This window comes from Paraburkholderia sp. RL18-101-BIB-B, assembly GCF_046026985.1.
Taxonomy (GTDB): domain Bacteria; phylum Pseudomonadota; class Gammaproteobacteria; order Burkholderiales; family Burkholderiaceae; genus Paraburkholderia.
Genome location: NZ_JARESV010000014.1, coordinates 1 through 22187, shown reverse-complemented (window position 1 = coordinate 22187; position 22187 = coordinate 1). Strand labels below are relative to the sequence as shown.

The 22187-nt window shown below is 60.6% G+C and carries 22 protein-coding genes; 10 read left to right on the top strand and 12 right to left on the bottom strand.

The features are described 5' to 3' along the window. Positions 1-10 precede the first annotated feature (10 nt). Positions 11-634: a cytochrome b/b6 domain-containing protein gene (locus tag P0D73_RS20795; protein ID WP_408177711.1), complete on the top strand. Its 624-nt coding sequence runs from the start codon at positions 11-13 to the stop codon at positions 632-634. Positions 635-636: 2 nt separating this feature from the next. After that, positions 637-1428, top strand: a complete 792-nt coding sequence (locus tag P0D73_RS20790; protein ID WP_408177710.1) for a molybdopterin-dependent oxidoreductase — start codon at positions 637-639, stop codon at positions 1426-1428. A gap of 76 nt (positions 1429-1504) precedes the next feature. Here the strand turns inward: P0D73_RS20790 and P0D73_RS20785 are convergent, their stop codons facing one another. Together P0D73_RS20785 and P0D73_RS20780 are read right to left on the bottom strand one after the other, a co-directional pair. Next, entirely contained in the window at positions 1505-1993 is a 489-nt protein-coding gene (locus tag P0D73_RS20785) for an SRPBCC family protein (RefSeq protein WP_408177709.1), read from the bottom strand. 202 nt (positions 1994-2195) lie between these two features. Then, the gene (locus P0D73_RS20780) at positions 2196-2669 is read right to left on the bottom strand and encodes a VOC family protein (protein ID WP_408177708.1); all 474 of its coding nucleotides are present in this window, start codon (positions 2667-2669) and stop codon (positions 2196-2198) included. A gap of 297 nt (positions 2670-2966) precedes the next feature. On the opposite strand from P0D73_RS20780, the gene P0D73_RS20775 reads away from it, so the two are divergent. Further along, on the top strand, positions 2967-3401 hold the full coding sequence (locus P0D73_RS20775) for a MarR family winged helix-turn-helix transcriptional regulator (RefSeq protein WP_132381596.1): 435 nt from the start codon (positions 2967-2969) through the stop codon (positions 3399-3401). A 63-nt stretch (positions 3402-3464) separates the two neighbouring features. Here the strand turns inward: P0D73_RS20775 and P0D73_RS20770 are convergent, their stop codons facing one another. Beyond that, complete coding sequence (locus P0D73_RS20770) at positions 3465-4238, bottom strand: enoyl-CoA hydratase (protein ID WP_408177707.1); 774 nt, start codon at positions 4236-4238, stop codon at positions 3465-3467. Between the two features lie 195 nt (positions 4239-4433). Further along, entirely contained in the window at positions 4434-6176 is a 1743-nt protein-coding gene (locus P0D73_RS20765) for an IlvD/Edd family dehydratase (protein ID WP_408177706.1), read from the bottom strand. 362 nt (positions 6177-6538) lie between these two features. Here P0D73_RS20765 and P0D73_RS20760 point away from each other — a divergent pair, with 362 nt between their 5' ends. Genes P0D73_RS20760 through P0D73_RS20750 form a run of 3 tightly spaced genes read left to right on the top strand, consistent with a single transcriptional unit; the run spans position 6539 to position 9395 of the window. After that, positions 6539-7627 (top strand): sugar ABC transporter substrate-binding protein, encoded by a 1089-nt coding sequence (locus P0D73_RS20760; RefSeq protein WP_408177705.1) that lies wholly within the window; start codon positions 6539-6541, stop codon positions 7625-7627. Next, complete coding sequence (locus P0D73_RS20755) at positions 7624-8625, top strand: ABC transporter permease (protein ID WP_408177704.1); 1002 nt, start codon at positions 7624-7626, stop codon at positions 8623-8625. Before P0D73_RS20760 ends, P0D73_RS20755 begins: the two co-directional genes overlap by 4 nt. After that, positions 8625-9395 (top strand): ATP-binding cassette domain-containing protein, encoded by a 771-nt coding sequence (locus tag P0D73_RS20750; protein ID WP_408177703.1) that lies wholly within the window; start codon positions 8625-8627, stop codon positions 9393-9395. The genes P0D73_RS20755 and P0D73_RS20750 overlap by 1 nt, the downstream gene beginning before the upstream one ends. A gap of 60 nt (positions 9396-9455) precedes the next feature. Here the strand turns inward: P0D73_RS20750 and P0D73_RS20745 are convergent, their stop codons facing one another. From P0D73_RS20745 to P0D73_RS20730, 4 genes are read right to left on the bottom strand one after another with little or no spacing between them, the layout of a single operon-like run. Next, the gene (locus tag P0D73_RS20745) at positions 9456-10286 is read right to left on the bottom strand and encodes an amidohydrolase family protein (RefSeq protein ID WP_408177702.1); all 831 of its coding nucleotides are present in this window, start codon (positions 10284-10286) and stop codon (positions 9456-9458) included. After that, positions 10283-11131, bottom strand: a complete 849-nt coding sequence (locus tag P0D73_RS20740; protein WP_408177701.1) for a sugar phosphate isomerase/epimerase family protein — start codon at positions 11129-11131, stop codon at positions 10283-10285. Before P0D73_RS20740 ends, P0D73_RS20745 begins: the two co-directional genes overlap by 4 nt. Beyond that, the gene (locus P0D73_RS20735) at positions 11128-11868 is read right to left on the bottom strand and encodes an SDR family NAD(P)-dependent oxidoreductase (protein WP_132381580.1); all 741 of its coding nucleotides are present in this window, start codon (positions 11866-11868) and stop codon (positions 11128-11130) included. The genes P0D73_RS20740 and P0D73_RS20735 overlap by 4 nt, the downstream gene beginning before the upstream one ends. Positions 11869-11887: 19 nt before the next feature. Then, complete coding sequence (locus P0D73_RS20730) at positions 11888-13219, bottom strand: MFS transporter (RefSeq protein ID WP_408177700.1); 1332 nt, start codon at positions 13217-13219, stop codon at positions 11888-11890. 166 nt (positions 13220-13385) lie between these two features. Between P0D73_RS20730 and P0D73_RS20725 the strand changes: the two genes are divergently transcribed. Further along, positions 13386-14300 carry a LysR family transcriptional regulator gene (locus P0D73_RS20725; protein WP_132381576.1) on the top strand — a complete coding sequence of 305 codons (915 nt, stop codon included), beginning with the start codon at positions 13386-13388 and terminating at the stop codon, positions 14298-14300. Here P0D73_RS20725 and P0D73_RS20720 read toward each other — a convergent pair. Both P0D73_RS20720 and P0D73_RS20715 read right to left on the bottom strand, forming a co-directional pair. Further along, positions 14297-14833: a chromate transporter gene (locus P0D73_RS20720; protein ID WP_132381574.1), complete on the bottom strand. Its 537-nt coding sequence runs from the start codon at positions 14831-14833 to the stop codon at positions 14297-14299. The genes P0D73_RS20725 and P0D73_RS20720 overlap by 4 nt on opposite strands. A 34-nt stretch (positions 14834-14867) precedes the next feature. Then, complete coding sequence (locus P0D73_RS20715; RefSeq protein ID WP_408177699.1) at positions 14868-15494, bottom strand: chromate transporter; 627 nt, start codon at positions 15492-15494, stop codon at positions 14868-14870. A 428-nt stretch (positions 15495-15922) separates the two neighbouring features. Between P0D73_RS20715 and P0D73_RS20710 the strand changes: the two genes are divergently transcribed. After that, entirely contained in the window at positions 15923-17557 is a 1635-nt protein-coding gene (locus P0D73_RS20710; RefSeq protein WP_408177698.1) for a D-alanyl-D-alanine carboxypeptidase/D-alanyl-D-alanine-endopeptidase, read from the top strand. A gap of 28 nt (positions 17558-17585) precedes the next feature. Here the strand turns inward: P0D73_RS20710 and P0D73_RS20705 are convergent, their stop codons facing one another. Continuing rightward, the gene (locus P0D73_RS20705) at positions 17586-19211 is read right to left on the bottom strand and encodes a D-alanyl-D-alanine carboxypeptidase/D-alanyl-D-alanine-endopeptidase (protein WP_408177697.1); all 1626 of its coding nucleotides are present in this window, start codon (positions 19209-19211) and stop codon (positions 17586-17588) included. Between the two features lie 117 nt (positions 19212-19328). Then, positions 19329-20231, bottom strand: coding sequence for a LysR family transcriptional regulator (locus P0D73_RS20700; RefSeq protein WP_408177696.1), 903 nt, complete (start codon positions 20229-20231; stop codon positions 19329-19331). Between the two features lie 303 nt (positions 20232-20534). On the opposite strand from P0D73_RS20700, the gene P0D73_RS20695 reads away from it, so the two are divergent. Then, positions 20535-21539 (top strand): aldo/keto reductase, encoded by a 1005-nt coding sequence (locus P0D73_RS20695; RefSeq protein ID WP_408177695.1) that lies wholly within the window; start codon positions 20535-20537, stop codon positions 21537-21539. A gap of 186 nt (positions 21540-21725) precedes the next feature. Beyond that, entirely contained in the window at positions 21726-22034 is a 309-nt protein-coding gene (locus P0D73_RS20690) for a hypothetical protein (protein ID WP_408177694.1), read from the top strand. Positions 22035-22187 lie beyond the last annotated feature (153 nt).

The window sequence follows — 22187 nt, the reverse complement described above, 5'->3', positions numbered from 1 at the left end:
GTTTCCGACGATGCGCAACCTCATCAATCACGAGATCGCTTTGAGCCACGCAACGCTTCAACCCGCCTGGGTCCGCATCACCCACTGGATCAATGCACTCGCTGTCGTCCTGATGGTGATGAGCGGCTGGCAAGTCTATGACGCCTCGCCGATCTTTCCGGTCTTGCGATTTCCTTCTGCCATCACATTGGGCAACTGGCTCGGCGGGGCCTTGCTATGGCATTTCGCGGTGATGTGGCTGCTGGTGGCGAATTTCCTCGTCTATATCGGGCTGAATTTCGCCACTGGTCGCCTGCGCCGAAAACTGCTGCCGATCAGCTTTAGATCACTTGCAACCGATCTCGTCGCCGCGCTGCGCGGCACGCTCGGGCATGAGGACCTCACCTGCTATAACGCGGTACAGAAATTCGCCTATCTGGTAGTCATCGCCGATATCGCGGTCGTGGTTCTGTCGGGACTGGCGATATGGAAGTCCGTACAGTTCCCGCTGCTGCGCACGCTGATGGGCGGATACGACAACGCCCGCGTCGTGCATTTTGTTGCCATGAGCGTGCTGGTTGCGTTCTTCGTCGTGCACGTCGTCATGGTCGCACTGGTGCCGCGCTCGCTGCTTCTGATGATTCGCGGACGCTGACCATGAGTTTTCGAAAAAAGGCTGTGGAGCCTGATACGTTTCTTCGGTCTCACGCTGAATCCATCATCAAGGATGCGCGCAACGAGCTGAAAAATCCGGCCCGCCGGCTGCTTGGCAAGCGGGTTCTCACGCTCGGCGGGTTAGCTTTGCTGTCCGGCTGCGATCTGACCAATGACAAGTCGGTGAACACTATGCTGCGCAGAGTGTCGTTCTTCAACGACGAGGTGCAAGCCCTGTTGTTCAATCCGAACGAGATGGCCCCGACCTATCCGGAATCGATGATCACACGGCCGTTTCCGTTCAACGCGTTCTACGATATCGACGATGTGCCCGAAGTCGACGCCGCTACCTACCTGCTCCAGGTGGGTGGTCTTGCGACTGGCAAACGCGTCTGGACGCTCGATGAACTGCGCGCAATGACGCAGGAAAGCCAGATTACGCGTCATATCTGCATTGAAGGATGGAGTGCGATCGGCCGATGGGGCGGCGTGCGCTTCTCCAGTTTCCTGAAGCACTCGGGCGCGGACCTCACGGCGAAGTACGTGTCACTGCACTGTGCGGACAACTACTGGACCAGCATCGACATGCCAACTGCGTTGCATATTCAGACGCTGCTCACACTTACATACGACGGCGAGGTGCTGCCACCGAAATACGGCTTCCCGATGAAACTACGCATGCCGACCAAGCTCGGCTACAAGAATCCAAAGCATATCGTGGCGATCACTGTGACGAACGAATACCCCGGTGGTTACTGGGAAAACCAGGGCTACAACTGGTTCGGTGGCTCCTGAACGGCACACTTCATCGAACGGCCGGGGCGAATTCGTGCTTGCGCTGATTGAACCCTGCTGCAGCCGGGATAGAGCTTCATCCCTGCTCGATGCCGAGCAGCCGCGCGTCCAGCCGCCGCGCCAGCGCCGCGCCGCCTTCGCGCATCACCGCATCGTGGTTCCATTGGAAAACCGGTCGCAACAGCGGCGCCAAGGCATTCATCCATGGGCGCTTCGTATGCACGCACCAGTCATAGCGGACTACAGTCAGATCGCGTCCATCGGTCGAAAAGCTCCACCGGCCGGCACCTTCGACATCGCCACTGGCTTCCCCCTCCAGCGCGACCAACGGGTCGACGCGCGTCACCCGCATATCGAACACGAGGCGATAGGGCAACCAGCCTTTCCACGTATAGCGTTGAACGACGCCCACGCCCTGATCGGAACCCGCCTGCAGCTGGTCCACGCGCTCGACGTTATGCCACCACTCGGGCCAGCGCGCCGAATCCTGGATTGCCGCCCACACGTCCTGCACTGGCGCATCGATGCGCCAGATGGTGGAAAAGCGGTATTCGACCGTCCGCAAGCTACCTCCGTTCTTAGTATTCTTCTAGAGATTTTGTCAGATGCTCACTGCACTTGCCATCACCGGCGAAACAGCGCCGCGTTTCCCGCTCTCGGGATCTCGCCTGGCGTTAGGGTTCCAGAAACGTATGAGATGAGCGTCGGCCGGAAGCGGACAAACCCGACCGACGCTCTATGGCACACATGATATACGGGGCCTTTTGTTAATCCGTCGTCCCCACATAGGCGGCTTTCAGCGTGGCGATGTCGAACTTCACCATTTTTAACATGGCGTCGGCAGCACGCGTGGCCTTGGCGGGATCGGGGTCAGCCAACATGTCGAGGATATCGGTCGGAACGATCTGCCACGAGACGCCGAAGCGGTCTTTCAGCCAGCCGCACTCCTCGGGCGCACCGCCGCCCTCGAGAAGAGCGTTCCAATAGCGGTCAAGTTCTACCTGGTCGGCACAGTTGACCATCAGGGATATAGAGTGGTTGAACGCGTCGAGTCGCCCCGCGCTCATGGCGATGAAAGGCTGCCCAAAGAGAACAAACTCGACAACCTTCGTGGAACCGGCGCTCGGCACCGCGGTGACCCGAGTGACGCGCGAGTCTGGAAAAATACTCGCATAGAAAGCAGCGGCCTCCTCAGCTTCCGCGGAATACCAAAGAAAAGGCGTGATCTTTTGAATCGTCATGGCAAATCTCCTGTCAGGGGTGGCTGAATGCGGAGGTAAGCCGCATGCTGCCATTGAGACGACGAAGGAAGACCATCAAAATTGACACGGCGGGAAGAAAAAGTTCACTTTTTTATTAGCTTCAGCCATGCGGGTATGACCCCGGTTGAGCAGTTGTTTGTGGCCGCACTCGGCCTCATTTGCCGACTCCCGCCGTCTGTCGTCCGATATGACTTATGCTAAGATAAAAGTTCGTACACGAACTAACTTCCAACAAAAAAGCGCCGAACTCTGGAGCGCAACAGGCGAGGTTGAAACATGGATCATCGGCTCGTATATCTGCTCAATGTGGGCCAAAAGCGCCTGAATCGATGGTCGCAGACTCGCACAGCCGCAGGTGGCGTCACCGCAGCGCAGGCGGGACTGCTTTTCTTTCTCGGGAAAAACGACGGCGCCCTCACGAGCGAGGCGGCCGCGGCACTCGATCTCAAGGCGCCGGGAATGAGCGGGTTGGTCGATAGAGTTGAGCGGGCCGGTCTTGTGGAACGCCATTCGGACGAACTCGATCGACGCGCGTCGCGGCTTTGGCTGACCGCCGCAGGACGCGCCGCACTCAAGCGGTCGAAGTCGGGTCTTGCTGAGTTGAATGCACGATTGACGGAGGGATTTACGTCGTCAGAGATCGACGTGGTTGCGCGCTGGCTGACGAGTTTGCAGGACAAGTTTCCCGACGTCGACGAGGAAGCGGCATAGGGTGACACTGAACGCGGCGGCACAGCCGTGCCGCCGTCTTGCTCGGCGGTGTCGCCGCTCACATCATCGCGGAATCTTCGTGAAATCTGGCCGGCGCTTTTCGGCAAACGCCAGGAATGCTTCTTTCGCCTCGGCACTTGCGAGCCGCTCCACGAATATCGTGGTTTCCCGATCCATCTGGGCTGTCAGCCGCTCTGCGTCCCGCATGAGCCGTTTCGTTGCCGTCAGAGATCCGTAGGGCCTGGTGGCAATTTTCTCGGCAATCCGGCGTGCTTCTGTACGCAGTTCCGCAATCGGGACGAGCCGATTTGCAATACCCCAGGCAACGGCGGAATCAGCCGAAACCGGGTCGCCGAGCGCGAACATTTCGAATGCCCTGACGTGCCCAATCTGTAGCGGCATAAGGTAGCTCGAGGCGGCCTCGGGAACCAAGGCCAGATTCACGAAGGGGGTCATCAATTGCGCCTCTTCGGACAAAAGCACGTAGTCGCAATGGAGCAACATCGTCGTACCGATTCCGACCGCCTTGCCCTGAACAGCGGCCACGATAGGCACTGTCGCGTTAGCCAGGTCACGAAGAAAGCGGACCACCTGACGTTCCTGTGGACCGTTGCCCGCAGCCTGCATGGCGAATTCCGAGAGATCGTTACCGGCTGTGAACATGTCCCCATCTGACTGAATCAATAATGCGCGAACGTCCTCATCGACATTGGCCCGCTCGACTGCATCCGCAAGCGCGCCATACATCACGTTTGTAATGGCGTTCATTTTTCCTGGTCGCGAGATCGTTACGACCAGCACGCCATTTGCAAGTTCTACATTCACTTCCGCATTCATTGCTTCGTCTCCAAAGATTTGCTCCGGCTATCTACGGGTATGCACGCCTGGGCACATTGGAACGTGTCTAAACGTTCGCATGCGAAGTATATAACATTCGCATGCGAAGTAAACGTCTTTGTCATCGACTGGACATGCGTACAGGAAGCCGCAGCGACGCACATGTTGCGCTGTCGATCGCCCGCTCTCCGCCGCTCAATGCGAATGGCGCGGCACTTCCGCGCCCCGGCAGCCCACCAGAAAGTCGAAGTCACATCCCTGATCGGCCTGCAACACGTGCTGAACGTACAGATGCCGGTAGCCGCTCGCGTCGGCGGGATCGTCCTGGCGTGCTTGAGTCCATGCGGCGAGACGCGTGACGAGTTCGGCATCGCTGACGTCGAGATGCAGGCGTCCGGCATCGCAGTCCACTTCGATCCAGTCGCCGTCCTGGACCACCGCAAGCGGGCCGCCCGCGCGAGCCTCGGGCGCTACGTGCAGCACCACCGTTCCGTACGCGGTGCCGCTCATCCGCGCATCGGATATCCGCACCATGTCCGTCACGCCTTGAGCCAGCAGTTTTGGGGGCAGGCCCATGTTGCCGACTTCGGCCATGCCCGGATAGCCCTTGGGGCCACAATTCTTCAAGACCAGCACCGAATCCGCGGTCACGTCCAGGTCGGGTGCACCGATGCGTGCCTTGTAGTCTTCGAAGCTTTCAAAAACCACCGCCCGTCCACGATGTCTGAGGAGCGCGGGTGTGGACGCGGAAGGTTTGAGCACCGCCCCGTTGGGCGCAAGGTTGCCGCGCAGTACGTATAAGCCGCCGTCCGGAAAAATCGGCTTATCGAGCGTGCGGATGACTTCCTCGTTGTAAAGCGGGGCATCCTTGCAGTTGTCCCACAGCGACTGACCATTCGCAGTCAACGCACCCGGATGCGGCAGCAGGCCGCCTTCGCCGAGCCGGCGCAAGACCGCAGGCAGGCCACCTGCGTAATAAAACTCTTCCATCAGGTAGCGGCCCGACGGCTGCAGGTCGACTACCGTCGGGGTACCGCGTCCAATCCGCGTCCAGTCGTCGAGTTCAAGGCTCACGCCGATGCGTCCCGCAATAGCCTTCAGATGAATCGCCGCATTCGTCGAGCCGCCGATCGCTGCATTGACGCGAATCGCATTTTCGAATGCTTCACGCGTGAGCAGTGCCGACAGACGTAGATCCTCCAGCGCCATCTGCACGATGCGCATGCCCGACATATGGGCCAGCACGTAGCGGCGCGCGTCCACCGCGGGAATCGCCGCATTGTGAGGCAGCGTGACGCCGAGCGCTTCCGCCATGCAGGCCATCGTCGAGGCGGTGCCCATCGTATTGCAGGTACCCGCCGAGCGTGACATCCCGGCTTCGGCGGACATGAAGTCGTGCAGCGAGATTTTGCCCGCCTTCACCTGCTCGCTCAGTTGCCAGACGATCGTGCCCGAACCGATATCGCGGCCTTGATGCTTGCCGTTGAGCATCGGACCACCGGTGACGAGGATCGCCGGCACATCGCAGCTTGCCGCGCCCATCAGAAGCGCGGGGGTCGTCTTGTCGCAACCGGCCAGCAGCACGACGGCGTCGATCGGATTGCCGCGAATCGACTCCTCGACATCCATGCTCGCAAGATTGCGTGTGAGCATCGCCGTGGGACGCAAGTTCGACTCGCCATTGGAAAACACCGGGAATTCCACCGGGAAACCGCCGGCTTCCAGCACGCCGCGCTTCACGTGTTCAGCAAGCTTTCGAAAATGGGCATTGCATGGGGTCAGCTCGGACCACGTGTTGCAGATCCCAATAATTGGTTTACCGTGAAATTCGTGATCGGGAATGCCCTGGTTTTTCATCCAGCTTCGATACATGAAACCGTTCTTGTCGGCCGACCCGAACCATTGGGCAGAGCGTAGCGGGCGCTTTCCGTTCTTCATGTCCCTCTCCTTCCAGGTGCCAACTCGATAGTAATACTATTAAATCGGTGTATCGTGCACATCATTCCGGCGACATCAGACCAGGTCCGTCATCGTGTTGCGCCGCACCCCGAGCTGCAAATGAAAAAGGCAAAAGCTGCGCGACAGTAATTAATTAGTCAGACTAGTTAAGGGTATACATCGATTAGTGGGCAAAAATGCGTGATATAGCATTTTCTGAGGGGTAGTCATGCGTACGCGCGTGCACGTGGGCTTTCCGAAAGGAGTGGTGCCCGGCTCCGGTGCCTGTCTTGCCGGAGCTTTTCCTGCTTGCGCCGTTATAAACAGTGAAGTGTTCAACAACTGAGAGACGGGAGACTGAGATGGCGCAAGAAAAGGAAGACAAGGACGAAGTGCAAGGCATGCGTCGGGGATTGCTGCAGGGCGCAGGCCTCTCCGCAGCACTGGCGCTAATGGGTGGAATGGGTGGAACGATCTCGCAGGCCCAGGCGGCGGAAGCGGGTTCGTTCCCGGCGCACAAACGGTGGAGAATCGTATTCGTCAACCATGTCACGACGAATCCGTTCTTCGTGCCGACGCAATACGGCATTCAGGACGCGACCGCTTTGCTGGGCATGGACTATCAATGGACCGGCTCGGCCAATGCCGACATCGCCGAAATGGTGAATGCGGTCAACGCGGCGATCGCCTCGAAAGCCGACGCGATCGCAGTACCGATCGTCGACCCCAAGGCGTTCGACAAACCCATCCAGGCCGCGCTCGACGCCGGCATTCCCGTGTTCGCCTATAACGCCGACGCGCCTTCGGATTCCACGAATCCGCGCCTTGCGTATATCGGCCAGGATCTTTATCTGTCCGGTTATCAGATGGGCGAGCGGATCGTGAGCCTAATCGATAGCGGTCTCGTCGCGCTCTTTATTGCCACGCCGGGCCAGCTCAACATTCAGCCCCGCCTCGATGGCGCGGTGGCTGCAATCAAGAAATCGGGCAAGAAGATCGACGTGCAGACCATCGCAACCGGCGCGACCGTCAACGAAGAACTCTCGAAGATCAAATCGTTCTATCTCGGCCACCAGGATCTCAAAGGCATGTTCGCGGTCGACGCGGGCAGCACCCAGGGCGTCGCCGTGGTCATGAAGGAATCCAACCTGCCGTCCAAAGGCGTTCACGGCGGCGGCTTTGATCTCTTGCCGCGCACGGTCGATCTGATTCACGAAGGCTTCCTCGACTTCACGATCGACCAGCAGCCGTACGTGCAGGGTTTCTATACCGTGGTCGAGGCGTTCACCTTCCTCGCCTCCGGCGGGCTCGTCGGACCGGCCAATGTCAACACGGGTCTGAAGTTCGTCACCAAGGGTACGGTGGATCCGTACCTGAACACATCGACGCGCTATGAAGGCAAGAGCACGAAAGCCCAGATCGTGCCACGCACCGGTGCGATCAAAGGGTGACGTCTTCTGTGACGGACGCCCAGAAAGCCGCCCAACGTCCGAGGCGCCGGTCAGGCGCGCTCGGGCGTTCCAGCGAGATCCGCATCTTTGCGGTGGCGCTCATCCTCTGCATCTACTTCGAGACGGTCAACCATGACTTTCTGCTGACCAGCGCGAGTCTGCAGAATCTCTCGCAGTTCATCGCGCCAGTCGCGATCATTGCCTTTGGCGAAATCATGCTGATGATCGGCGGGGAGATCGATCTCTCCGCCGGGATGGTCTTTGCGTTTGCGCCCTTCATCATGCACTTCGCCATCGAGGCGGGCTTGCCGCCGTGGCTCGGAATGCTCACCGGCGTGGTTGCCGCGGGCCTCGTCGGTCTGATCAACGGCGCCGTGACGGTGTACCTGCGCATCCCCTCGTTCGTGACGACGCTCGGCACGTTGTTCTTCGTGAACGGCCTCACGTTGACGATTTCACGAGGCACGCCGGTTTCGCCGCCGGAAAACTCAGCGTTTGCGGCATTCATGGGCGGATGGGGGTACAGCGAAATCATCTGGACGCTTGTCATCGCCGCCATCATGCATGTGCTGCTACGTCACACACGTTGGGGTTTGCATACGATCGCCTCGGGAGCGAATCCATTGGGTGCGAGCGAGGCGGGGATACAGGTCAGACGGCTGAAGCTCGGCAACTTCATTCTTGCCGCGTTCCTCGCCGGCCTGACCGGGATCCTCGAGGGTTTCCGCATCACGTCGATCGATCCGCAAGCGGGCGGCAACCAGATCATGTTTCTTGCCGTCGCCGCTGCCGTGATTGGCGGCACGCCGCTCGCCGGTGGCTCGGGCACGATCATCGGCGGACTGATCGGCGCGGCGGTGCTTGGCATTCTCAACGACGGCTTCACGCTGATCGGCATCAACGCCTTCACCTTCAACATGATTCTCGGCGCGGCGATTCTCGGGGCCATGATCTTCAACATCCACGTGGTTCGTCTCGCACGCAAAGGGGAGCTGTAATGTCCGAAGTGCTGGAGGCGCTGCGCGGTGAAGACATTGTCAAGCGCTTCGGCGCGGTCACCGCACTCGATGGCGTGACGCTCACGCTAAGACAGGGCGAGATTCTCGGCGTACTCGGCGACAACGGCGCAGGCAAATCGACGCTGATCAAGATTCTGACCGGTTTTCATCAGCAGACAAGCGGCAAGCTTTTTGTCGGCGGCGAGGAAACCATGCTTCGGTCGGTCGATCACGCCCGTTCGCTCGGCATTGAATGTGTCTATCAGGATCTCGCGCTCGCCAATTCGCTGAGCATCTATCACAACATGTTCCTGAATCGGGAGATCATCCGTCGAGGGCCGTTTCGCCTGCTGAACAATCGCGCAATGCGTGAGCGCGCGGCGGAGTGTCTCGAAGAAATCGGCGTGCACGTGCCCTCGGTCGACCTGCCGGTCGAGCAGCTTTCGGGCGGGCAGCGACAGGCTATCGCGGTCGCTCGCGCGGTCAATTCGAATGCGAAGATACTGCTGCTCGACGAACCGCTGGCCGCGATGGGCGCCCGCGAGGCTGGACTGATCATCGACCTGATCCTTCGGCTGAAGGCGAAAGGGGGCCTGTCTATCGTCATGATCATGCACAACTATGCGCAGACGCTCGACATCGCGGATCGCGTGATGCTCATGCAACGCGGACGGGTGACCTACCAGCGGGAGGCAGCCAGCACGTCGGTCGAGGAGCTCATGGAGATCGTGCGGCGCGAATATCGGGCAATGCGGACAACGACGCATTGATACGCAGCGGCAAGTCTTGCCTCTCGGGTCACTCGCAGTGGCAGCACAGCGACTGCACCTTCAAGCGTCGAAGCCAAACAAGTTGCGAGGCGTCGTCCACAAAACACGCCGGCGTGCGTCCGGATCGGGAATCAGACGCTGGACCAACGTCAGCAAGGGCGCATAGTCCATTCGCACCGGCGAGCGCAGGAACGGCCAATCCGAACCCCACACACAGCGATCCGGCCCGAACGTGCGAAGAATCTGCCGGGCGAAAATCTGCGCGTCTTCGTACGGATATTCGAGCTGCGAAAACTTTTGCAAGCCGGAAAGCTTGACGACCGTGCGCGCGGTGTCGGCAAGACGCAGGAGCGCCTGGAAGCCGGGCTGATTCAAGCCGGCCGCGACATCGGGTCGACCGCAGTGGTCGATCAGCACCCGCGTCGCAGTCCGCCCGATCAGCGGCTCAAGCGCAACCAACTGATCGCCCGTAACCTGTATCTGCGCGAACATATCGAGGTCGGCCAGCGTATTGAAAAGCGCGTCGGCGTCGCTGAGCGCTTCGACACCCTCCATCGCCGGATTGAAGGCGACGCCGACCACGCCCGCGCGCTTCATCTCCAGCAACGCTTCCCGGCTCACCCCGTTGTCCACCACGGCGATGCCTTTGAAGCGATCGCCATAGCATGCAATGGCATCGAGCATGCAGCGATTGTCGGTGCGATAGCCGCTCGTCGGCCCGACCAGCAACGCATGTCGCACGCCACATGCGTCCATGACGTGGACAAACTGCGCAGCGGTGCCGATCTCCTGCATCGATGGCCGGTACGCGGTGTCCGCGCGATAAGGAAAGCGTGCGGGATCGAAAATATGGTTGTGACAGTCGATCTTCTCTTCATCGAAGATATTCATTGCGGCGACTCTCCGAGAGATTCGTGTCGGCGGCGTGCCACTTCAAGCATAGCGCGCGTGCTTCGGTACGCAAGTTCGAGCCGGTCCTTCGCAGGCAGCGACTGCACCGGCATCTCCACGCCCAAGGCCGTGCCGGCAGGCAGCGCGTCCAGCAAGTCGATGAGCGGCAACACCCCTTCGCCCGGCGGCAAACGGCCAGTGCGCGCTTCGAGGATCGTCGCATCGTCACCGACCGGCGCGTGCTGCGACGCGTCGCAAAGCTGCACGGTGCGCACCATCCCCACCGGTAACGCCCGAACGTCGGCCGGACTACCGCCCGAGCGCGCGAGATGCAACGCGTCGACGAGAATCGCGAGGTTGGCGCTGTCCACGCGCTCGACCATCGACCGGGCCTGCTTCAGCGTGCCGACATGGCGCCAGCGCATGAACTCCAGATCGACACGTAAGCCATATTGCGCGGCCAGTTCGCACACGGCCGCGAGGTTGGCGGCAAGCCGCCCGGCGTCGGGATCGTCGCCCGAGACTGTCACGCAACGGGCGCCCAGATCGGCCGCCGCGTCGAACATCGGCGCATAGGACGCGACGTCGATATCGGGCAGCATCGGAATGAACTCGACGTCGTGCACCGTCATGCCCTCGTCGGCAAGCACGCGCCGCAGTACGCGATGCGCTTCGCTGCCCACGATGGACGGGTACGCGATCGCATCCGCGGAGGTCGGGTTCAGCCTCAGCCCCACCGCATCGAACCCCGCGCGCGCCGCTTGCGTGACCCATTCCAGCGGTGTCAGCTCCAGCGCGGTGAGATGCGCGACCGCAAGCTTCGGCGCTTCTGTCGGCGCGCTCAATAGGTGGCCCTCCCGCCGGTCAGATCGAACGTGAAGCCGCTCGTAAAGCTGCATTCGGGACTCGCGATCCAGCTAACCATCGCACCGACTTCCTCGATCTGCAGAAAGCGACCCATCGGAATCTTGGCCTTGCTCGCCTCGATATGCGCGTCGGACATCTCGCTGAACAGTTCGGTTTCGACCATTGCCGGCGCGACGCAGTTGATGAGCACGTTGTCCTTCGCCAGTTCCTTCGCCGCGGCCTTGGTGAACGCGATGACACCCGCCTTCGCCGCCGAGTACCCCGAGATGAACTGAACGCCTTCCTTGCCCGCGATTGACGCCACGTTGACGATGCGGCCGCCACCGCGCGCGCGCATATGCGGAATGGCGACGCGGCAGCAGTAAAACACGCTGTTCAGATCCACGGCGATCACACGTTGCCATGCGTCCACCGGATATTCCCAGCACGGCGCCACCGGTCCATTGATCCCCGCGTTGTTCACGAGAATATCCACTTGACCGAGATGGTCGAGCGTGGCCGCGAAGGCCTGTTCGACCGAGTTCATGGAAGCGACGTCCACCTGCTGAACGTGGTCGGGCGCGAAGCCCAGACGTTGCGCGCCGCAGTCGTCCACGTTCAGGTCCCACACCGCCACGCGTGCGCCGTCCGCTTTCAGCTTTTGCGCGATGCCCAGACCGATGCCACGCGCGGCGCCCGTGACGATGGCCACTTTCCCGTCGAGAGAGCGAGTCATATTTAGTTTGTTCCTTTGCCTAAAGAATGTCGTTTTGCAGTTCGATGCGCCTGATATCGCCAACGACGAAGATGTATGAAAGCGCGCCGACCAGCGTGACCGCCGAGATGAAGGCCAACGCATAGACGAACGAGCCCGTCGCGTTGACGATCAGGCCGATCACCAGCGGCGTGACGATCCCCGCTGCATTGGCGAACAGATTGAAGATGCCGCCGCTCAAACCGAGCAGACCCTTTGGTGCGATGTCCGAGACGATCATCCATGCAAGCGCCGACATCCCTTGAGCAAAGTACGCAACGCAAAGAATCGCGATGACGGTTGCAGTGGACTCGACATAGTTCGCAAGGACAATGCTCGACGCCGCGAGCAGGCCCACGATCACCGGCAGCTTGCGCGACCAGTTCAGGGAGATGCCCCGGCGCAGCATGGCGTCGGAGATCCAGCCTCCGGCAAGCGTACCCACCGACGCGGCGATGAACGGCAGCACCGCGATCAGCCCGACCTTCAGCCACGGCATATGGCGCTCGGTGACGAGGTAAGTCGGGAACCACGTCAGAAAGAACACGTTGGTCGAATTGCAGGCGAACTGGCCGAGACAGATGCCGAGCATGCTGCGCCGCTTGAGAAGCGCGCCGATGTCGGACCAGCGAAAGTGCGTGGCCTGCTGGCTTCCGTCGACCACGCCGCCGCCATCCGCGATGTAATCGAGTTCGGCGCGATTCGCGTGCTTCGACTGATGCGGCTCGTGAAAGCGCATAAGCCAGATGCCGCCGAACACGACCCCGACTGTACCGACGATGCCGAACAACGCACGCCATCCATAGCGTTGTTCCAGCCAGAACAGGAACGGGCTCAGGAAAGCGAGGCCGACGTATTCCGCGAACGTGTAGATGCCGGTTGCGCGGGCGCGCTCGCTCTGCGGAAACCAGATCGCGACTACGCGGCTGTTAGTCGGAAAACAGGGCGCCTCGGCAATGCCGATCAGCAAGCGCATGATCAGCAGCGAGACGAAACCTGTCGCCAGCCCCTGCAATCCCGTGAAAAGAGACCACAGCGTGAGTGCGAAGAAATACGTCCAGCGGGTTCCGACGCGGTCCAGCATCACGCCGCCGGGAATCTGCGAAGCCGTGTATGTCCACGAAAACGCTGAGAAGATCACGCCCATCAGCGCGGGATTCAAGCCGAGTTCGTGACTCATGCTCGGTGCGGCAATGCCGGCGACGCTGCGATCCAGATAGTTGATCATCGTGCCGACCGCCAGCAGCGCGAGTATGCCGAAGCGGGCGCGGGTCCGCCGCGCGGTCGTGGCAACGTCGATTGCCGCGACTCCAGACTGAGTTGCCTGATTCATCTTGTCTCCATCCTGTCTGCTCTTTGTCTTGAGTGCACTATGCAACGCGGGAGACGGGCTCCCGTTGAGCAGATACTAGATAGTTGCCGCAAGCTTGTCGTATGCCGAGTTTCAGCTACCCTATAACTTTTGGTTAATATCCCCGGATACGCGTTCTGGAGGATGCATGCGGTTCAAGCTCAGGCAGATGGAAGTGTTTCGTGCGGTCATGCTGACCGGCTCGATCAACGCAGCGGCGAAGATGCTCTACGTGTCCCAACCGGCTGTCAGCAAGCTCATCTCCCACACTGAGACCACCTTGGGGCTGCGCCTCTTTGAACGCACGAAAGGCCGGCTGATACCGACAGCGGAAGCGCAGGCGCTATTCAGGGAAGTGGAGCAGGTCTATCAAGCGGCGCTGAGCGTCGATGAATTCGCGCGGGCGCTGGCGCTTGGGCCGGCGAGCCTGTTGCGGGTGTCGTGCAGTCCGTCGTTGGCGACGTCGATCGTCGCGCCTGCCATCGTCGAGTTGAAACGGCAGTTGCCGGCGCTCAGCGTGGACTGGCACACCACCCTGATGGCCGACATGCCGCTCGAAGTCTTGAGCAAGGCCGTCGACGTGGCGGTCACATCGATGCCGATCGAACACGAACACCTCGACGTGGTGCCGTTCATGCGCGGCAGGATGGTCTGCGTCGTGCCGCCGCTTCATCGTCTGGCCGCGCCCGAGCCGATTGCGCTGGCCGAGCTGATTGGCGAACCCATGATTCTCTTCAGGCGCGACATTCCGTTCGGCACGATGATCGCGCGCGCATGCCAGCAAGCCAATGTCGAACTGCAATCCGTGGTGGACGTCACGCGCGCGGACCAGGCGCTGGCACTGGTGAAAGGCGGACTCGGGCTCGCTATCGTCGACGAGTTCGCCGCCGAAGGTCAGGGCTTTATCGTCCGTCCGCTGATCGAGGAACTCGAACTCGTCTCCACCTTTGTCTATTCGAAGTTCTCTCCGCCTTCCCGCAACACGGCGTTGCTGATGCATGCGGTCTACAAGCAGGCGCAACGCATCGACCGGCAGATTGCGGGTGCGTCGCTGCCGGACTAGAGCAAACCCGCGAGATGCAGCACGACGAACGACCCGGCGCCGCCCGCTATCAACACCAACGCGTTGATTCGGGTCGTCATCACCAGCACGGTCGCGATTGCCGCGGTAAGCCACGCTATCCAGCCGCCATCGAGTTGTTTCATCAACACGTAGACGGCGGCCAGAATAAGACCGGCGGCGACGGGCCGCAGACCTGCCTGCAACGCGTTCAGCCAGCGGGCGCCTTCATGTCTGTTCCACACGTGCACGACACCGCACATCAGGAACGCCGTTGGCCCGAACAAAGCCAGCGTCGCCACGAGCGCTCCGCCAAAGCCGCCCACCTGCCAGCCGATCAATGTCGCGAGCAGCGACCCCGGACCCGGCGCGAGCCGCGCAATCGCGAAGTCGCTCAGGAATTGGGCGTGCGTCATCCAATGATGCACGTCGACGACTTGCCGTTGGACCTCGGCAATGATCCCTTGCCCGCCGCCGACCGTCACGATCGAAAGCGGTGCAAAAACCGAAAACAGTGCGATGAGATTTCTGGACACGTGAGGTAGCTTTCTGAAAGTTGCCCGACTGTCGTTATTGCTGCCGCGGCGAACGGACGTATTCGTAGCCGACGCTCAGGACGCCGGCTATCAACACTGTCCACACGAGCGACGCCCTGAATAACGCCACCGCCACGAAGGTCGCGATCAGCATGAGGTACGAAAAGAGCCGCCGCGGCAGCCTGCGCGCGGCGGTGATCGCCATCGCCGCGGATAGGCCGATTGCACCTGCCGCCGCACCCGCCAGCGCGGTATGCGTGAGTGGCAGATAGGCGATGGCCGAGAAGAATGCGCCGAGCAGCACGATCAGGACGGCCGGCGGGAAGATGATTCCGCAAAATCCGGCCAGCGCGCCGCGCCAGCCAAGCAAACGATAACCAATCCAGATGGCCAGATTCTTGATGTTGACGCCCGGCAGCGCCTGCGACAACGCCAGTCCGTTGAGGAACTCGTCCTCGCTCAGCCAGCGCCGGTCGTGCACGAACTCGCGCAGAAACCAGCCACTCAATCCCCCGCCAAAACTCGTGAGACCGATGCGGGAAAAAATAAGGAACAGCCCTAGCGCGGTCACCTCGCCCGGCGCACCTCCGCTGCCTCGCCCGATATCTTCACGCGTCGATGCCAGGTCCAGAACTTCTTGCCCGTTGGTGCCTTTGACCAATGCTGCCTCCTTACGAACTGTGTGGCAAAGCCGGTGAATCCCGGCGCTTCGTTGGCGTCGTTGCGGCCACAACGACGCTGTTACCCCGGTTTGCCCCGAGTGCTAAATGATAGCTGCAATAAGCCGGCCTATTTTACTCATCATGCAACAACGCCAAAGCTTCGCCGCCTGCGCGTCAATGCATACGGTCTCCTTGACACCCGTTCAGGACGGTATTTAATTCCACTATCTGCCGGCCGGGTCACAAAGTAGAAGTACATTACCTGCTGTTGCCGGAGATCGAATTTCGCACCGTGCGTGATTTTCACTTCATGCGGCGTTGTCGTTCGCCTGAGCGCCGGACCTTCTGATGCTGCAATCTCGCCGTGACGGGATGCATCCGCTGCGAATCGAGCCGCTTACCGTGCAGTCAACGCTGGAGACATGCCATGAGCCCGACCATCGATCGACAGTGGAAACGTTGGGCCGCAATCGCGAGTGCCATTCTGCTGGTGTCGTGCGGCGATTCGATCAATTCGAATCCGACCGTCCCCGATTCGATCATGCAGGTGATGCAAAAGCCGATCTACAAGAGCGCGACCTGGTCGATGCGAGTGGTCGACCTCGACTCGGGCGATGTGATCTACGACATGAACTCGAGCGCACAAATGCTGATCGGTTCGGTGCGCAAGCTCTTTTCGGTCGGCTCCGCGTTGAATCAACTGGGTGCGCAGCATCAATTCGTCACGCCGGTCTACCGGCAGGGTACGGTCAATGCTAGCGGCACCCTCACCGGCAATCTGATTCTGCTGGCAAGCGGCGATCTGACAATGGGCGGCCGAGCCAACCCGGACGGCACGATCGCCATCACGAACTTCGATCACAACGAGGCCGACTCGTTGGGCAACGCGATACTCGCCACGCCCGATCCGCTCGCCGGCTTCAATTCCCTCGCGGCGCAGGTCGCGGCTGCGGGCATCAAAACGATCAACGGCGATGTCGTGATCGACGACCGGCTTTTCGAGCCTTTCAACTTCCGCGGTGAGTTCAATGTGCGGCCGATCTTCGTCAACGACGACGTCGTCGACGTCACCCTGAACCAGAGCGCCGAAGGCTCGGCCGTTCCATTCGACTGGCGGCCCAAAACGGCCGCGTTTAGCGTGCAATCCACGCTCGCGACGGGCAGCGCGACCTCGGGTCTGGATATCAAACTCGCACCGGAACCGCCGTTGTGCATCGGCTCATCGGGTTGTGTCGGCAACGTAACCGGGAACGTGCCGGCCGGGTTCGTGCCGCCACTGACGAACGCCTACCCGCTGATTCGCACGTTTCGCGTGACCGAGCCATCCAATTACGCCCGCACGGTCTTTATCGAAGCCCTGGCCCGCGCGGGTGTCACGGTCACGGCGACGCCCGTCGCCGCCAATCCGGTTCAGTTACTGCCCGCGCAAGGCTCGTATTCGAGCGCGACGCAGGTTGCGCAACTCACTTCGCAACCGTATGAGCAATACGTTAGATACGTCATGAAGGTCAGCTATAACATCGGCGCTGATACGAGCCTCATGCTGTTCGGTCTTGCGAACAACAACGCCAAGACGCTGACCGACGCGTTGGCGGCGGAACAGAGCGTGCTGACCACCACGTTCAAGATCCCGTCGAGCCAGTATCACTTCATCGACGGCAGCGGCGGCGGCGACTCGACTGCGAGCGGCACTGCCGTCATTGCCATGCTGAGAGGCATGAGCACGACGCCGGTTTTTTCGCCCTACTTCGACGCGTTGCCGGTGCTGGGCGTAGACGGATCGCTGGCCACCATCACCGCCTTCGAATCCGATGCGACGCTTGCAGGGGCGAAAGGCCAGGTGCACGCGAAGACCGGCACTTACGTCACGGAGAACCCAAACGCGCCGACGTCACCGTTCCTGAGAGGACAATCCCTCGCCGGCTATATCGATGCGAAAAGCGGCCACCGGATCGCCTTCGTGCTGACGGTGAACAACGTTCCTATTTCGGGCATCATCGACGTGCTATCGGTCTTCCAGGACGAAGGCACGATTTCGGCGATGCTCTGGAAACTGCAGTAACGCGGCGGCGCAGCCTGCCTGCGTTTCGTCAATACCGTGCGTAGACGATGCCGAGTATTTCTGCCTCGTCGTCGAATACATCGAGCGTATCGGTGAGCGCGGCCACCGGACCGGCGTTGTTGACGAACAGCGCGTAGGCGAGCCGCCGTCCGCTCTTTGCGTCGATATAGCCGGCCATGTTCATGGCGATCATCTGGCCGCCCGTGACGGTCGCGCCACTCTTCACGGCGATATGCTCCTTGCCCGCCACGTTTTTACCGATTGCGGCAAGCGAGCCATCGACACCGAGAATCGAGAGTGCGTTCCGATACACCGTGTAGTTCGGCCGGCGGCTCATTACGCTGAGCAGCGTCGCGGTGGTGCGTGCCGTCGCGCGGCTGTCGGGCGTGCCGCTGCCATTGGTCGGAAAATTGAAGCCCGCTCCATCGAGGCCCAGATCGCCGGTCAAGGATTGACGCTCGGTGGCCAGCGCGTCGCCGACGGTCCGCGCGCCTTTCGTCAAACCCTGGTACATCAGGCTCAGATTAGCGCCCGTATTCAGGCTGACCTTGAGGATCAGCTTCGCGAACTCCGAATACGGCAACGAAGTAAAACTCGCGACCTGCGTCGCGCTCGTATACGTTTGCGGCGTGGGCAATTTGTCTGAAGCATTTGGCTGGACAGCGGGCGCCGACACCGTCACGCCGGCGCGTGCCAATGCGTCGATGAAGGCGGTCCGCGCAAAGGACGGCGGATCCTCGACACGCAGGTTGCTGACGTACAGGCCGTTGCCGATCAACGCTGCCCGATAGCCGGCAGGGATCGACGCCGGCGTGTTGAGGCTGGCTTCGCCGGAGATGGTTCCTTTGCAGCCGGGCGTGGCAAGACAACTTAGCGGCCCTTCGTCGAGCGCGTCGCCGGATGTCACGATGTCCGGTGCGCTGTTGGCCGCAGTCGTAATCGACGTTCCCTGCATGGTCATCGCGCTCGTGCGCGGCCGCCAGTCGAGCTGGCCAGGTTGCCCCGCGTTCGCACCCGGTGCGAGCGTCACATCGATCACGTTCTCGTTGATGAGAATCGGCGAAATGAGCACGTTGCCATTCGGCACGCGGAACGCGTCAAAGAGCCTGTCGTCGATGATCACGTCGCCGCTGATCGACGTGATGCCCGCCGCCCTGACCTGCGCGGCCAACTGGTTCACGGCCGTCAATGGATCTTCGGGTGTCAGGATCGCACCATTGAAGGCACGCGCCTCGTTATGATCGAAGTCGGTGAAATCGATCGTGCCGTCGGCCTTCATCCGGCCGCCGAAAGTCAGATCGCCGGATGCCTTGACGATGAGATCACCAGTCAGTTTGCCGGATGCGTCGATGGTGCCATTACGATAGACCGGCGTTTCAAAACGATAATCCGGACCGATGGCGTTGAGTGCCGTCCCCACCGAGAAGAGCTTGCGCACCGAGCCGGTCAATGACAGCACGTCAGGCTGCAGCGAGTACAGCACTTCGCCGGTGCCCGCGTCCATGACGATCATCGACCATTGCGACTTCGCACTCGTATAGCGCGGCTTGTCCATGATCTGCGTAATGGGATCTTGCGAGAGTTCACTGCCGCAACCGGCGACGAACGAACTTGAGGCGATCAACGCCAGAACAGCCAGGAATTGCATGCGCATGGGAATTCCCGCCGATCGCCATGGGAGAGTTTCAGCATAGTATGCCGGCGGCAGGAATACAAAATGCTCTGCTGCAACGCGCGGATTTGTCTCGTACGAGAGGGGGATTCGCTGACGCTAGTTCGTCTTCGGACGATAACGCAGCGAATCGATAATCAGCGCCATCGCTCGCGAAGACTCGGATCGGCTGGCGTAATACGCGTGCAGGCCCGGAAATGTCGGGCACCAGTCGTCGAGCACGCGAATGAGACGCCCCGCCGTAACGTGAGGTTGCGCCAGGTCGGACGGTATGTACGCAAGGCCGTAACCGGCCAATGCGGCATCGAGCATGTGATAGGTACCGTTGAACGAGAACTGGCCCTCCACACGAACCTGGACTTCTCGGCTGCCTTTTTTCAGCTCCCACGCGTAAAACGCTCCGAGTGTCGGCAAGCGCAGGTTGATGCAGTTGTGCGCCATCAGATCCTGCGGCTTTTTCGGCAACGGCTGCTTTTCCAGGTAGGCCGGCGTGCCGACGATCGACATCTTCATATCCGCGGCAACGCGCACCGCAATCATGTCCTTCGCGACCTGGTCTCCGTTACGAATGCCGATGTCGTAGCGGTCCGCCACGATGTCAGTTAAGCCGTAGTCCGTGATGATCTCGACCTTGATCTCCGGATATTTACGGAGCACCTTCGACAACCTGGGCCAGAGCACCGTGTTGGTCGCGTAATCGGTCGCGGTGATGCGAATCGTGCCGGCGGGTTTGTCGCGAAGCTCAGTGACGGCCGTCAGTTCGGTTTCGATCTCCTCGAAGCGCGGCGCTACCGTCCGCAGGATGCGCTCACCTGCCTCGGTCGGCGATACGCTGCGCGTGGTTCGCGTCAACAGCCGCAGGCCGAGCCTGGTTTCGAGCGCGCGGATCGTGTGGCTCAAAGCCGATTGCGATACACCGAGTTGGGCGGCCGCGCGAGTAAAGCTGCGTTCGCGCGCGACGGCGATGAAAGCGAGCAGATCGTTGAAATTTTCGCGTGGCATTGATGAACCGGCCTCATGGGTGATTGCGGAATTTAACCACTAGTTACACAGGTGTGCACTGGTTAAATTCGTCGGGTCAATGCCAGCTTTTATTTCACGTCGGTTGCGACGCGCCACCTGAACTAAAACTAGCCGCGTTTGCACAGGCATATAGGAATATTCATGAATGCATTTCATAACCTCTTGCGGTTTCATGGACTTAATCTCTAGACGGCGAATGCCTATCATCTGAACCTAGCCGCTGTTTATAGCGTGGTCCGGAAGAGTCGCAGACCGCAGGCGTAGCCTGCATGGAGAAAGCTAATGGATTATCGGTATTTGGGCCGTAGCGCTCTCAAGGTTTCACCCTTGTGTCTGGGCGCGATGATGTTCGGTGGTGAAACGGATGAAGCCACGTCGAAGCGCATCATCGATAAAGCGTTCGATCAGGACGTCAACTTCATTGACACAGCGGATGTCTACCACGCTGGCCGTTCCGAGGAAATCGTCGGCCGTGCGATTGCCGAGCGCCGCGACAGCTGGGTGATCGCCACGAAGTTCGGCTACCCGACGACGCAGGGTCCGAACGAACAGGGCCAGTCGCGCAAGTGGATCATTCAGTCGGTGGAAGCCAGTCTCAAGCGCCTCGGCACGGACTATATCGACATCCTCTACTTTCACCGCGCACTGCTCGATGCACCGCTCGAAGAAGGTGTCCGTGCGATTGGCGACCTGATTCGCCAAGGAAAGGTTCGCTACTTCGGCTTGTCCAACTTCCGCGGCTGGCGCATTGCCGAGATTGTGCGTCTTGCCGACCAGCTCGGCATCGAGCGCCCAGTCGCCAGCGAGCCGCTTTACAACATGGTGGACCGCACTGCCGAAGTCGAGCAGTTGCCCGCAGCGGCGCACTATGGCATCGGCGTCGTGCCTTATAGCCCGCTCGCCCGCGGCGTGCTGACCGGCAAATACACGTTGGATGGCGCGCCGCCGGCTGATTCGCGTGCAGGGCGACGTGACAAGCGCATCCAGCAGACCGAATGGCGGCCTGAATCGCTGGCGATCGCGCAGAAGGTTGCGGCGCACGCCGCGGCACGCGGTACCAATTCGATCGCCTTCGCATTGGCCTGGGTGCTTAAGAACAGAATCGTCAGCTCGACTATCGCCGGTCCTCGCACCGAGGCTCATTGGGACAGCTACGTTCAGGCGCTGAATGTGCAACTGGGAGCCGACGACGAAAAGTTTGTGGACAGCTTGGTGCCTCCCGGTCACGCATCGACGCCGGGCTATACGGATCCCGGATATCCGATTGAAGGTCGGCCAGCTTTCTGACGCCTCAAGACGCAAGCTTTTCCATACGGCGAATGCCAGTCGCTGACATAAAAACGAGCCTCCTAAGGATTCCCTGACCCAAAGTTCAGCATCGGCCACTCTTATTTTCTTGATCTCCTGACAGCACCGCGAAAACTGGCCGCATACGATGAACGCACGCCGATCGTCCTTCATCCGAGTGCTGCCATGGTTCCCTATCTGTCCGAAAGAGAAAACTCGATCGCGCACGTCAACGCAATGTGCTTGCATCTCTTCGACCGATGGTGCGAAACCAGAAGCGTCGTGCCGCTGACGCATCTGTTAAGAGGCTGGCCGATGATGAACAGCGACCCCGAGACCCTTCGGCGTCTCGGAACTGCGTTACGGGAGCTCAGACGACAACATCTGCACGACTCCAACGATGCCGCCTTTCAGGAAGTCTGCGAGCTATCGGATTGTGTCGAGGATCTGCTGATCCTGTCGTCCCTGCCAACGTGGCTGACGAGCGGCTGGTAGCGCGAGCGGCGACGTGGAGGACAGCGTGCATTTCAACGAGATCACTGACGAAGAGTGGCTGCTGCTTGCGCCCATCCTGGCGGATCCCCCGATTGTTCACCGGCAGCGCGGCCGGCCCCGCGCGGGGGGTGGGGGGGGGGGGGATGGCGGGGG